General features: G+C 43.1%; 15 protein-coding genes. 6 read left to right on the top strand and 9 right to left on the bottom strand.

Going from position 1 to position 13,341, the window contains the following annotated elements; all coding sequences use genetic code 11:
- Positions 1–82: 82 nt before the first annotated feature.
- Positions 83–1,450, bottom strand: a complete 1,368-nt coding sequence (locus VRK_RS11820) for a DegQ family serine endoprotease (RefSeq protein ID WP_059121558.1) — start codon at positions 1,448–1,450, stop codon at positions 83–85.
- A gap of 117 nt (positions 1,451–1,567) precedes the next feature.
- Positions 1,568–2,011, bottom strand: a complete 444-nt coding sequence (gene zapG, locus VRK_RS11815; RefSeq protein WP_059121557.1) for a Z-ring associated protein ZapG — start codon at positions 2,009–2,011, stop codon at positions 1,568–1,570.
- Positions 2,012–2,161: 150 nt separating this feature from the next.
- On the opposite strand from zapG, the gene zapE reads away from it, so the two are divergent.
- The 5 genes from zapE to sspB all read left to right on the top strand — a co-directional run bounded on the left by zapE (position 2,162) and on the right by sspB (position 5,849).
- Positions 2,162–3,265 carry a cell division protein ZapE gene (gene zapE, locus VRK_RS11810; protein WP_059122749.1) on the top strand — a complete coding sequence of 368 codons (1,104 nt, stop codon included), beginning with the start codon at positions 2,162–2,164 and terminating at the stop codon, positions 3,263–3,265.
- Between the two features lie 228 nt (positions 3,266–3,493).
- On the top strand, positions 3,494–3,922 hold the full coding sequence (gene rplM, locus VRK_RS11805) for a 50S ribosomal protein L13 (protein WP_038183160.1): 429 nt from the start codon (positions 3,494–3,496) through the stop codon (positions 3,920–3,922).
- A gap of 15 nt (positions 3,923–3,937) precedes the next feature.
- Positions 3,938–4,330, top strand: a complete 393-nt coding sequence (gene rpsI, locus VRK_RS11800; protein ID WP_038183163.1) for a 30S ribosomal protein S9 — start codon at positions 3,938–3,940, stop codon at positions 4,328–4,330.
- Between the two features lie 394 nt (positions 4,331–4,724).
- Positions 4,725–5,360 (top strand): stringent starvation protein SspA, encoded by a 636-nt coding sequence (gene sspA / locus VRK_RS11795; protein WP_059121556.1) that lies wholly within the window; start codon positions 4,725–4,727, stop codon positions 5,358–5,360.
- 30 nt (positions 5,361–5,390) lie between these two features.
- On the top strand, positions 5,391–5,849 hold the full coding sequence (sspB, locus tag VRK_RS11790) for a ClpXP protease specificity-enhancing factor (protein ID WP_443083475.1): 459 nt from the start codon (positions 5,391–5,393) through the stop codon (positions 5,847–5,849).
- Positions 5,850–5,957: 108 nt separating this feature from the next.
- Here the strand turns inward: sspB and VRK_RS11785 are convergent, their stop codons facing one another.
- The 4 genes from VRK_RS11785 to VRK_RS11770 are packed head-to-tail and all read right to left on the bottom strand — an operon-like array spanning position 5,958 to position 9,303.
- Entirely contained in the window at positions 5,958–6,542 is a 585-nt protein-coding gene (locus tag VRK_RS11785; protein ID WP_059121554.1) for a BON domain-containing protein, read from the bottom strand.
- A gap of 3 nt (positions 6,543–6,545) precedes the next feature.
- On the bottom strand, positions 6,546–7,136 hold the full coding sequence (locus VRK_RS11780) for a phosphoheptose isomerase (protein ID WP_038183172.1): 591 nt from the start codon (positions 7,134–7,136) through the stop codon (positions 6,546–6,548).
- 3 nt (positions 7,137–7,139) lie between these two features.
- The gene (locus VRK_RS11775) at positions 7,140–7,508 is read right to left on the bottom strand and encodes a YraN family protein (protein ID WP_059121553.1); all 369 of its coding nucleotides are present in this window, start codon (positions 7,506–7,508) and stop codon (positions 7,140–7,142) included.
- Positions 7,495–9,303 (bottom strand): penicillin-binding protein activator, encoded by a 1,809-nt coding sequence (locus VRK_RS11770; protein ID WP_059121552.1) that lies wholly within the window; start codon positions 9,301–9,303, stop codon positions 7,495–7,497. Before VRK_RS11770 ends, VRK_RS11775 begins: the two co-directional genes overlap by 14 nt.
- Positions 9,304–9,363: 60 nt before the next feature.
- Here VRK_RS11770 and rsmI point away from each other — a divergent pair, with 60 nt between their 5' ends.
- Positions 9,364–10,227: a 16S rRNA (cytidine(1402)-2'-O)-methyltransferase gene (rsmI, locus tag VRK_RS11765; protein WP_059121551.1), complete on the top strand. Its 864-nt coding sequence runs from the start codon at positions 9,364–9,366 to the stop codon at positions 10,225–10,227.
- Between the two features lie 61 nt (positions 10,228–10,288).
- Here rsmI and VRK_RS11760 read toward each other — a convergent pair whose 3' ends face one another.
- From VRK_RS11760 to VRK_RS11750, 3 genes are all read right to left on the bottom strand, one after another.
- On the bottom strand, positions 10,289–10,840 hold the full coding sequence (locus VRK_RS11760; RefSeq protein ID WP_059121550.1) for a cytochrome b: 552 nt from the start codon (positions 10,838–10,840) through the stop codon (positions 10,289–10,291).
- 169 nt (positions 10,841–11,009) lie between these two features.
- Positions 11,010–12,434 carry an APC family permease gene (locus VRK_RS11755; RefSeq protein WP_059121549.1) on the bottom strand — a complete coding sequence of 475 codons (1,425 nt, stop codon included), beginning with the start codon at positions 12,432–12,434 and terminating at the stop codon, positions 11,010–11,012.
- 582 nt (positions 12,435–13,016) lie between these two features.
- Entirely contained in the window at positions 13,017–13,337 is a 321-nt protein-coding gene (locus VRK_RS11750; protein WP_059121548.1) for a 2Fe-2S iron-sulfur cluster-binding protein, read from the bottom strand.
- Positions 13,338–13,341 lie beyond the last annotated feature (4 nt).

The following is a 13,341-nucleotide window of genomic DNA, read 5'->3' as shown; positions in this document are numbered from 1 at the left end:
ATCTATACAGGGTGGAAAGAATAGCACTCTCTGAATCAATAGAAAATGGGCCTTTCATCAGAAAGGCCCAATAATGAATGAATTAACGAATGACGAGGTAGATGGTCCGATCATCACGTTGAATATTCAGGGCAAGAATACTCGGTGATTTCTCCAGTATTTTTCTCAATTCAGCGATATTTTTAACACGTTGTCTGTTCAGACCGATAATGATGTCTCCTTCTTGAAGCTGGTAGCCTTCAGCAGGAGAGCCTTTTTCAACATGGGTCACTTTGACCCCTTGAATTGGGTCACTTGACGTGGTGTTAGATAGTTCGGCGCCAGATAGTCCTTCATACAGCGCTTTCGCCTGAGTTTTGGTCTCATTCTGTTTACCTAGCGTGACATCGAATGTTTGCTCTTTTCCATCTCTGAGGATACCCAGTTTCACTTTCTTACCCGCACCCAGTGTCGCCACTTTTGCACGGAGTTCAGAGAAAGAATCAATATCTTTACCATTGACGGAGACAATGATGTCACCAGCTTTTAACCCGGCTTTATCCGCAGCACTATCCGGGACGACTTGGCTAACAAAAGCACCTTTGCTTGATTCATAACCCATCGCTTGCGCCAGCTCTGAAGTAACTTCTCCACCTTGAACACCAAGCATTCCACGTTTGACTTCACCGTACTCAAGGATCTGATCCGTTAGGTTTTTCATCATGTTGGCCGGAATCGCAAAACCGATGCCCACATTACCACCATTCGGACCAAGTATTGCGGTGTTAATCCCGATCAGTTCACCTTTTAGGTTCACCAGTGCGCCACCCGAGTTACCGCTATTGATTGCTGCATCGGTTTGGATGAAGTTCTCGAAGTTTTCAATATTCAGTCCACTTCGGCCTAAAGCAGAGATAATGCCGGAAGTAACGGTCTGTCCCAAACCGAATGGATTACCAATCGCGACTGCAAAATCACCAACCCGGATTTTGTCTGAATCGGATAGTTTGATTTGAGTGAGGTTTTTCGCTTTATCCAATTTTATGAGCGCGATATCTGACATTTTGTCGCCACCGACGAGTTCGGCTTTATATTCACGACCATCATAGAGTTTTACTCGAATTTTGTCGGCACCGTTAATGACATGGTAGTTGGTTACAACATATCCTTTGTCTGCATTAATGATGACCCCTGAACCAAGCGCTTTAAAAGGACGTTCCTGAAGCTGTTCGGTCGGAAAATCCGGGCCAAAGAAGAAACGGAATTGTTCTGGAAGGCGTTGATGGGAAACTTGTGTTCCTTCAACAGCGATAGAAACGACTGCCGGTGTCACATGCTCAAGCATTGGCGCCAGACTTGGTAATTGTTCTCCGTTAACGGCGATAGGCAGAGCTGCCGCTGCTGGTAGCGGGGTGATGATCGAACTCATGCATAATGATAGGGTTGCTAATGCAAGCAAAGGTTTTTTCATCTTAAAACTCCTCTTTGGAAATCATCTGTTGTAACTATTTGATATCTTGATATAAAAGTTTCAACAGCGTCAGTGTGTTTTAAGACTCAAAAACCTTAGCAAAGTTCACAAAAAATTTTAATTTGCTTGTGCGTTGATAATATCTTTTGAGTGGATGATCGGCTTTTCTTCATTTCTCAACTGACCTGAAGCGCCTAACGCGTAGTCTTTGGGCGGCAGACTTTGGTCCGGAGATTCTTGCGATTCAACCTCTTGATGCTTGACGATCGTTTTGATGAATGGATTATCTTGCTCAGGAAGATTCGGAATTAGATCTGAAGACGTTTTCGCTAAGTGCTGATAGAGCTTAGTATAATCTTTGCCTATTGTATCCAGCATCTCTGCGGTTTGGGCAAAATGATCCATTAGTTCTTGCCGCTGTTGCTCCAGCTCAAACTTTGCATTATCCAAGTCTTTCTGTACGGACTTCTGGTTTTTATATTGGGGGGTTGTCAGGCGAGTGATCACGACACCGACGACACATCCAATCAGCAAACCTATGATGGTATAGATCCAAGGCATAACCGCTCCTTATTGTTGTTATTTAACATGTTTTTTACCAAAAGGTTACACATGCTCAAAGGACATGGTACTATGACTTTCTTAGCTGATAAAGCAAAAAGCATGTGTTGCGCTGCACACTTTCCTCTCTTCTTATTTTACTCGATATTTATGACACCTAGGCAACGTTACGATCAGGATTTGAAAGACAATAATTTTCAGAAAGATGAAGCTCAGTTAATGGCGGTCAATGCGTTAGATGATCTTTATCATCAATTCCTCTCCTATCTGGAAAGACCGATTGGACGAGATTCGTTATTGACTCGTTTACTCAGAAAAAAAGTCCGGAATTCTGCCCCTCCCAAAGGGTTATATTTCTGGGGTGGTGTCGGGAGAGGGAAAACTTACCTGATGGATACTTTTTATGATGCGCTCCCAACTCAACGAAAGGTGAGAGTGCACTTCCACCGCTTTATGTATCGGGTTCATGAAGAGTTGAAGTTACTTCATCATGTGAATGATCCACTCGAAATTGTTGCTGATAAGTTTAGTGCAGAAACTGAAATTATTTGTTTTGACGAGTTTTTTGTCTCGGATATTACCGATGCCATGATTTTGGGGACACTTTTTCAGGCACTTTTCACCCGGAATATCATTTTGGTTGCTACCTCGAACATTCCACCGGACGATTTATATCGAAATGGGTTACAACGGGCACGCTTTCTCCCGGCTATCGAGTTAATTAAAGAGCATTGTCTGGTGATGAATGTGGATAGTGGCGTTGACTATCGGTTGAGAACGCTCGAACAGGCAGAAATTTACCATTTCCCGAATGATGAGCAATCAAAAGCCCGTTTGGAGAGCTACTATCGTCAACTCATCAGCCATGAGTCGGATGCTACGACAAGTATTGAAGTCAACCATCGACAAGTACCGATACTAAAAGCAGGAAATGGTGTGCTGTTCGCGACATTTGCGCAGCTATGCCAGAGTATGAGAAGCCAGAATGATTACATTGAATTGTCTCGTTTGTACCATACGGTTTTATTGGCTGATGTGAAGCAGATGAATGCAACGCTGGATGATGCTGCCCGGCGTTTCATCGCCCTCGTTGACGAATTTTATGAGCGCCACGTTAAATTAATTATTTCAGCAGAAGTTGCATTGGATACGTTGTATCAAGGTGGGCAGTTAGCATTTGAGTTTCAGCGTTGCCATTCTCGTCTGATTGAGATGCAAAGTCGTGAATATTTGCTGAAAGAGCACTTGTCTTAATCGCTTAACAAGTTTCTAAATTGATTGAGTTAAAAAATAAATTTTTGTCAGAAAAAAGATGATTTTTTTTTCTCACTTCTCTATAATCCTGCGACCCACCGTTACTGTAGGTCTGTTTTTTTATTCAGACCGAGAGTGCCAACCACTCGAAGGGGTGATGACTGGGCTCTAGACAGTGGGAGCGATTGCTCCTTAAGTGTAAATTTTAAATAACGGGTTATTATTAGCATGAAAACTTTCGTTGCTAAACCAGAAACTGTAAAACGCGACTGGTATGTTGTGGACGCAGAGGGTAAAACTCTTGGTCGTCTAGCAAGTGAAATTGCATCTCGCTTACGTGGCAAGCATAAAGCTGAATATACGCCTCACGTTGATACTGGTGATTACATCATCGTTGTTAACGCTGAGAAAGTGACTGTAACAGGTAATAAATCTGCAGCTAAGACTTATTATCGTCACTCTGAGTTTCCTGGCGGCATCAAGTCTATCACTTTTGATAAGCTGATCGACCACAAACCAGAGATGGTTATCGAGCTAGCGGTTAAAGGTATGCTTCCACGTGGTCCTCTAGGCCGTGCTATGTACCGTAAACTGAAAGTTTACGCTGGCGCTGAGCACAACCATGCTGCTCAACAACCAAAAGTACTAGACATCTAATTGGGGATTTCGGAAATGGCAGAGAATCAATACTACGGCACAGGCCGTCGCAAAAGCTCAGCTGCACGTGTTTTTATTAAACCGGGCAGTGGTAACATCGTAATCAACAAGCGTAGCCTTGATGAGTACTTTGGTCGTCCTACAGCTCGTATGGTTGTTCAACAACCGCTTGAGTTGGTTGAGATGACTGACAAACTTGATCTGTACATCACTGTTAAAGGTGGCGGTATTTCTGGTCAGGCTGGTGCTATTCGTCACGGTATTACTCGTGCTCTGATGGAATACGATGAGTCTCTACGTCCTGCTCTACGCGCAGCTGGCTACGTTACTCGTGACGCTCGTCGCGTTGAACGTAAGAAAGTTGGTCTACGTAAAGCACGTCGTCGTCCACAGTTCTCAAAACGTTAATTACGTTTTATGTGGTTTCGAAAACCCGGCATATTGCCGGGTTTTTTTATATCTGTTGTTTATGGATGATCGAGCCGTTCGTTTGGCAGACTTATGCATTGAACCCATATGTCAAACTGTCGGTGTCATGTGTTTAAGTTGCTTCTCAATAGATGAATATTCAATATTTTGGGGTCTAAGACTACAATCGATAGAATTACAGTGTTGAGTTTGGCGCATAGCATATTATCTTCTAAAGAAGTCTCGTTAGGTGATTCTTTGTTCTCTGAAGAAAGAGTGTTGGCGTGATGTGCACTAATTATGCTACTATACCGTGCTGTTTGTCAGGGTTTTTGAATTATCAATGGAGGCTTGCCTCCATTGTTTTTATTATTATTGTGTGCTGGAGGGTTCCATGGCTGTTGCTGCCAATAAACGTTCTGTGATGACTTTATTTTCAAGTACCTCAGATATGTATAGTCATCAGGTGAGAATTGTTCTGGCTGAGAAAGGTGTAAGTGTTGAGGTTGAGTTAGTTGATGAATCAAACTTACCAGCGGAACTGATCGAGTTAAATCCATATAAATCAGTACCGACCCTTGTCGATCGTGAACTTGCACTCTATGACTCAAAAATTATTATGGAATATTTGGATGAGCGTTTTCCTCATCCACCACTGATGCCAGTTTATCCTGTAGCACGCGGTAATAGCCGTTTGATGGTTTATCGTATTGAGCGGAACTGGTATTCACTCGCTGACAAAATTATAAATGGTTCTGTTAGTGAAGCTGAAGCGGCAAGAAGTAAGTTACAAAATGATTTACTGACATTGGCGCCAGTGTTTGCTGAATTTGAATATTTCATGAGTGAAGAATTCAGTCTGGTGGATTGTTACCTTGCGCCGTTATTATGGCGTTTACCTGTATTGGGAATCGATCTTATTGGTCCGGGGTCAAAAGAGTTAAAAGTATATATGAACCGTGTTTTTGAACGAGATTCATTCTTGGCTTCCTTGACTGAAACTGAGCGTGAGATGCGTTTATCTCGTTAATTCGGGTAGGATGTATAACTCATGGATAATATGACACCTCGACGCCCGTATATGCTTCGGGCCTTTTATGACTGGTTATTAGAGAACGATCTGACACCTCATCTGGTTGTTGACGCAACACTTCCTGGTGTTCGGGTGCCTGTAGAATTCATTCAGGACGGGCAAATTATTCTGAACATAGCTCCAAGGGCTGTCGGGAATCTAGAGTTAGGCAACGATGCAATTATGTTTAGCGCTCGTTTTGGCGGGCGTCCTCATTCCGTTATTGTTCCTATTTTCGCTGTTCAAGCCATTTATGCGCGTGAAAATGGTGCAGGAACGATGTTTGAACCGGAAGACTCATATATTCAGCAACTTGAACAGGCTCAAGAGCAGGAAGAGCAGCAAAGTATTGATGTCGTAGAGACTACCGATGTTGACGATTCTGTTTTCCCTGATGATGAACCCCCTCGGCCTCGCGGGAAACCGAGTCTGAGAGTGGTAAAATAAAACAGCCGGGTTGAGGTTTAGTTAAAAATTCGTGATAAAAAAGCAGCGTACGCTGCTTTTATTTTGAAAATCATAAATAGGGTGATGCTTTTTATTACTCACCGTTTATTATGGTTTCTGCTGACCGGGCGCATATTGGAATGCTTTAATTACGCGTTTCACACCGGAGATATTACGTGCGATTTCTGCTGCATGGTTGCCATGTTCCGGTGTGACATAGCCAAATAAGAACACTTCTTTATCTTCAGTAATCACTTTAATCTTAACACCGCTCAGTTGATTGTCTGTTAACAGTGATGATTTAACCTTTGTGGTTGTCCAACTGTCTTGGCTGATGTCAGATGTACTTAAGGGCTGACGGATTCTAACTTGATCATGAACTTCTTTGACGCCCTTAATTTGTTGTACGTCTTTTTCCAATGACGCCAACAGATTGTTATCTTGAGATTGCCCCATTAATACGACGGTGCCACGAAAAGAGTTCGATATGATTCGGGTCTTGCCGCGATAAGGTGGCTTTCTGATCAAGCCTGTTATTTCAGCTTCAATATAATTGTCATTCCAAATTTCCTGAGTGGTTCGTGGATCCGTAACGATATCGGCTGTCGTTGCTGCACCAGCAATAAACAACCCAACACATCCGGATAACATAACAGCAAGAGATAATGTAATCAGAATGGTTAAGTTTTTCATAATTTACTCTTCATGGGGAGGAAATAAAACTTGATCAATCAGGTCACAGAGACAGTGCAATGTGACCATATGAACTTCATGGATACGGGCTGTCCGGAGAGAAGGAATGCGAATTTCTACATCGTTTTCTCCCAGTAAACCAGCCATTTCACCACCATCTTTTCCGGTCAGGGCAATGATAGTCATGTCTCGGGTTACTGCTGCTTCCATGGCTTTGATAATATTTTTACTATTACCACTGGTTGAAATTGCCAACAAGATGTCGTTTGCTTGCCCAAAGGCTCGCACTTGTTTAGAAAAAATTTCTTGGTAGTGGTAGTCATTGGCGACAGCAGTCATGGTTGTATTGTCTGCTGTCAAGGCCATAGCCGGAAGACTTGGGCGCTCAGTCTCGAAACGGTTGAGCAGGCAAGACGCAAACTGTTGAGCGTTTGCAGATGAGCCCCCATTCCCACAACAAAGGATTTTGTTACCATTGAGCAAACTGGCAACCATGGCCTGTGCTGCATGTGTAATAGCATCTGGTAATGCTTCAGCGGCAGCAATCTGAATTTGGATACTTTCAGTAAAACTAGCTTTAATGCTTTCGAGCATCGACTATCCCTGCGTTATTGCATTTTGAAACCAATCGATATCATGGCCATCTTGATGAATGGCAATCACATCGAAACGAAAATCAGTGTCATAAGGTGACAGGCCTTGCTTTAATAACCAGAACTGAGCGGTTTGAATTAATTTTTTTGTTTTTGTCGGTGTGACGGCTTCAGCCGCATGACCGAAGTGTCGGTTCTTTCTATATTTAACTTCAACAAATACAGTCGTTTGTTGATCGCGCATAATCAGATCAATTTCACCAGTACGGCATGAAAAGTTTTGGGTGATCAACTTTAAGCCTCGCTCCACTAAAAAGGCCGAAGCCGTTTGTTCATAGTGAGCACCGATCTCCCGATGGCTAGAGCGAGCCATACTCGCCCCAAGTTAATTCTTGCTGAACGATACACTGCTTATCGATACTGAGAGTGCCTGTTTGCCCCTGAACTTGATACCCCTCGACCGCTTTCATTTGCGGGAGTGATGTCATTAGGGTGTATGCATCCATCCCCATCGCTTTCAGTCTTTTTTCGGCATTGGAATCTTTAGGCCACAAGTCTTCCATTTGTTCTTTGATCGCTGCTTGAGGCTTGAGCAGTAACGGAATATCACTAAATGTGACTCCCGTGAGATCTTCATATTGATTGCTACTATAACTCCGAGAACTTGAAAACAGTTTCGGTTGCGTCGTGTCCGGATTGATCGCAACTTCGATAAATGGCTTGAGTAGTGTGAGCTCAGCGCTGTTGGCAACAATATAGACAGTATCGATATCGCGCCGGCTACGAGGCTGACTTTCCAGCTTCATATCCAGTAGTGATTCCATTTGAGCAATATTTTTTTGGCTGCCCTGTAGGCCGAAAACAGCATTGATATTTTGTTGTAAGTGACGTTTATCGCCAAACATACTAATCGTAAGCGGGTGCTTACTATATTTTTGCCACTCTTGTTGGAAGGCATCTGCCACTCTTTCACCGTAACTTCCTTGAGGAACAAGAATCATCGGATATTGATATCCTAGGCGGAATAAATATTTTGCTGCTTGGCTGGCCTCTTGTTCAGGAGACAGGGCAAAGTAACATGCGGATGAATTTGAGCTGATATTTTCGGGAATATTTAAAGCCAACATCGGGATTTGATGTTTCTTTTGCTTTTCTATCTGTTGTAGCTGGGTGATATCTTCTTTGATTAGCGGGCCGACGACGAAGTCGATATGTTCTTGCATCAACTGATTCACAGTGTCTGAAAATGATTGTTCGTTTGTATCAATCACACTCAGCACCATGTCTGCATCTCTGTTCCGATCATTCATCATCGCAAACATAAATCCATCGCGGATTAATTGAGCCTGCTGAGAAAATTTACCGCTCAGTGGCAGGAGCAAAGCTGTTCTTTTCGGTGTTGAGATTTTCATAGCCAGAACCGCTTTGACACCTCCGGGCATATGAATCGCTGCCGGGTGATGGCTATTTTCTGCCAACCATTTTTCCAGTGTATTTTTGAGTTGGGAGAGGTCGCCATCCAGCGTTTTCATATAAATAGCGAGTTGTAGCCAACCGGCTAATTCATCTTCATCTGATGAAACATTTAACTCGGTAATCTCTGTCGCGGAGTAATGAGAAAGATTTTGCCAGATCTGACGGGCAACTTTGGGTTGAACGTTTTGCGGACTCAGGTCATAGACCTCGACTAAAGCCCGAGCGGCATCAAACCATTTTTCAAGACTTATGAAAATATCAGCTTTAGTCTGATAGAATGCTAACCATTGAGCATCAGGCAATTTCCACCATGGTTTAAAAACCAGTCGTTCAAGTGCAGCTTCATTCTGATTATTATTCAAAAATAGTCTGGCCCGGGCAAGTTGCCATTCCGCTTGCTGAGTTTCAGTCAAATTTTGTTTGGTGAGTCGGAATAACAGCAGATTCGCTTGGGCGACTTGATTCTCTTTCACCGCAGCTTTAAGCGCCATGATCAGCCAGTCGTTTTGTATTGAACCTTCATTGCTGTCAGCTCTCATGAGATAGTCCTGAGAACTGAGTGCCGGGTTCTGGGTAATATCGACACGGTTCGAGTCTGTTGAATTGGAAGCACATGCCGCAAGAAGAATGGTGAATGTAATCTGAGCGATTAGGCGTGCTACATTGAGTCTGTTATGCTTTTTCTGAGCCATGAGCTGTACATTATTCCGTAAAATTGTCTCTATAATAATCTTTGAAGTGATGATAAACAAATGACTAATCATAAAACGTTGCAGGAGCAAGCGCCAACACTATACATTGTTCCTACACCAATTGGTAATCTCGGTGATATAACGCAAAGAGCCATTGAGGTTCTTTCTCAGGTTGACCTGATTGCTGCTGAGGATACACGCCACACAGGGAAACTTTTATCTCACCTGAACATTCAAACCAAAACTTTTTCTCTTCATGATCATAATGAACAGGAGAAAGCTTCGATATTAGTTGATAAATTGTTATCCGGACAGTCGATTGCTTTAGTGTCTGATGCCGGAACACCATTGATCAGCGATCCAGGATATCACCTTGTGAAACTTTGTCGTCAGGCGGGTGTAAAAGTCGTTCCTCTGCCTGGTGCTTGTGCTGTCATCACAGCATTAAGCGCTTCCGGTTTACCATCGGATCGATTTAGTTTTGAAGGTTTCCTTCCTCCGAAAACGAAAGCTCGTAAAGATAAGATAGCAGAGATCGCCCACGATGAGCGAACTTGTATTTTCTATGAATCAACCCATCGCATCGTTGAATCACTACATGATTTGCAGGATGTGCTCGGCCCTGAACGAGAAGTCGTTCTGGCAAGAGAACTGACTAAAACCTTTGAGACGATTCAGGGATTACCGTTGGGGGAACTGATCCCGTGGGTTATGGCAGACGAAAACCGCCGTAAGGGAGAGATGGTGTTACTTATTCATGGGTATCGGCGTTCTGAGTCAGATGAATTTCCTGAGGACGCTGTTCGAATGCTCAAAATCCTCGTTCAGGAGCTTCCTTTGAAAAAAGCTGCGGGGCTGGTGGCTGAAATGTATCACCTGAAGAAAAATGCACTTTATAAGTGGGGACTTGAACATCTGGATTGATACAATGAGTTGTGAACAGAAAGCCCCGTTCAGCGTCTGCTGAACGGGGCTTGAACAAACGTTACAAAATTCTCTTCAAGACATCATTTTTTCTATCGAATAAACGGTGCCTCAACGCGCCAAGTATGTGCAATGTAATCAGACCGATTAATACAAATGACAGCCATTTATGTAATGTGTTGGCTATCTCATAGACTGCTTGATTCTTTGGTAATAGTTCCGGTAAATCGAAAAAGAAAAAATGGACCCCATCGCTGTATTCGTAAGAGCTGGATTGCACATAACCCAGTAGGGGAATGGCTACCATCAAAATGTAAAATAATTTATGAGCCAGATTGACAACGATTCTCTCCGGTTGAGATATGCCGTCTGGCAATGGGGGTAATTTACTTCTTCTGCGAACAAATATACGCACCAGCACGATGATAAAAAATAGTACCCCAAACGACTTGTGCCAAAAATATAAGTTGTCTGCAAATGCTGCATTAGCTTCATCATACGGTGTCATATAGATGCCTAATGACAGTAAACCTATAACGATAGTCGCGCTTAACCAATGTATTGTTCTGATAGATTTAGAGTATTTCAATGTGAAGTACCTCTGTATTTCCATATTACTGAGTGACAAGTAATAAAGGCATAAGTTAATCGGATGTTATTTTTAACTGTTTAAAACAAGTTTTTTATATGTCTGACATATATGTATTACGACGGTATTACGATATTAGGCAAAGGGAGAATCAGTCTAAGAATTAACGAATAATTTTCCCTTTACCTGCCGATTATTTCAACGTATTAACAACCTTAGTCATGCTGGCAAAGCGAGCCGGATTGGCTTGATGCAATCGCTTGGCGATCACAAAGCCCAGCACCGCAAAAGCGACGACTAAATAAGGTAATGCTCTGACTACCGGTGAGTTCGACCCACTGAGGACGTCGAGATTATTAATCACCATATATAGGGAAAGAACCATTCCGATAGCTGCCAGCGCCGGCGAAATTAAGCGGCTCCAAAGGGAGGCTTGTAAAGATGGGTTTCTCATGAAGAAAGCCACGACAGCAAATGAAACCGCACACTGTAGTGCGAGTATGGAGATGGCACCAAGTGCAGATGCCCAAGCAAAAATATTTGCCATTGGGTCAAGGCCCATTGCTACCAGAATCAGTAAACCAACGACGATAGCGACTCCTTGAACAAGGCTGGCTACATAAGGTGTGTGGTATTTTGGATGCAGAGTTGAGAACTTTGACCAGCACAATCCATCACGACTTAAAGAGAATAAGTAGCGCGAAAGTGTGTTGTGGAACGCCTGAGTCGCAGCAAACAGACTGGTGATCAGTAAAACAGACATCACTTGACTCGACCAAGGGCCCAGTAATTGATCAGCAATGTTGTAAATGAACATACCCGGGTCTTGTGCAGCAACTTCACCAACTTTAGATGCACCCAAGTATTGGACAATCGCCCACGCAGTAAAAGCATAAAATATAGTGATGACTGCTACAGCGACTAGTGTTGCACGAGGAATAGTTTTTTCCGGCGTTTTGCACTCTTCTGAGTAAATCGCAGAGGCTTCAAAGCCTATAAAAGAACAGATAGCGAATATGAGTCCGACGCCCGCATTGCCGCTGAAGGTGACGGATGGTGTGAAAGATGATAACTCCATGGCAATCGGTTGTTTGATGATAACCAAGTCAACTAATAGAATAATAGCGACCTCGAGTAGCATTAGAACTCCAAGAATGCGCCCACCAATTTCTACTTTAGCAATACCAAGTAGAACTACGATCACCTGATTGGCGATGGCCAGCACCCACCAAGGTATATCTATACCGAAATTGCTAGCTAAGAAAATGCTGGCAAAGAAACCGAATAATGAGCTGACAGAAAAAACCATCGACAGATAGGCAAGAATCGCAATAAAAAATCCCGCTAAACCAGCAGAAGGGCCAAGGCCTTTACTTACGTAAGAGTAAAATGCTCCCGAGTTGACGACATGACGGCTCATCGCAATAAAGCCAAAGCTAAATAAAGTAAGCAGAATGCCCGCAACAACATAGATCCCGGGAATACCTGCACCATTTCCAGCCATAAAAGCAATAGGTAATGCACCCACCGCACCAGTTAGAGGAGAAGCGGCGGCTATGACGAAAAATACTATCGACCATAGTCCTAAGCTCTCTTTTTTTAATGTGGTCTGTTTCATATCAAAGGTTCCTAACTATTCAATTGTTACTTCCGTTTATCGGTTGGGTGAATACTGAGTTAATGTTGTGTTAAATATATGTTATCTGAGGTTGGCATATTTTTCTACAAAAAAATTAAAAAATATCACTTTGTGAGATTTTTTAATTTTTGGGTGGCTGGTTTCATAGATTTTTTGCTTGGATTTATCTTTAATAAAACAATCAATAAGGCTTTATTGCGGGGATGGATGAGTACTATCCAGACTGTTTAAGTTGTACGATCAAAAGTTGCTCACTAGCTTCGCAAAAGCACATTCGCTGATGCTTAATGAAGGAAAAAATAGACTCAGAGCGGATCATGTCGGGTATTGATTGAAGCCCGGATGGCGGATGAATTACGAGAAAAAACCGCATGACTGGTAAGTTCATGCCTGATAATTTGATAAGAATCGATGGTGTAATGATCGCGGCTATGGAAGAGCTGGGGGCCGACATGTATTGAAATTCGTCCCCCTTGTCAGTCGGCGATTTCCTTTAATCACCGACGACATGTGGTTTAAATTCGCTGTGATTAAAGGACGTGATCTTATTTTTTCTTGTTGCTAGTACTGGTTTTCAGGCAAATATACGGTCATGCCGTTCATGTTTTCGGTGAGGGTGACCTGGCAGGATAAACGGGCGTGAGGGCGTTCGTCTTCTTCACACTCTAGCATGGCTTTTTCCATGCCTTCCGCCGGAGCGACTTTGCTGACCCACTCTTCATCCAGATAGCAGCGGCAGGTGGCACAGGAACAGCAACCGCCACATTCAGCCACGATGCCGTCGATGGCGTTGTTTGCTGCGGCTTGCATTAAGCTGGTACCCACTTCGGCCTCAACATCGGTCGCGTGATTGCCGTGGTCGATAAATGTTATTGTAATCATGTTG

The sequence above is a fragment of the Vibrio sp. MEBiC08052 genome, from assembly GCF_001506075.1.
Classification (GTDB): domain Bacteria; phylum Pseudomonadota; class Gammaproteobacteria; order Enterobacterales; family Vibrionaceae; genus Vibrio.
This window is presented reverse-complemented; position numbering and strand designations above follow the sequence as displayed.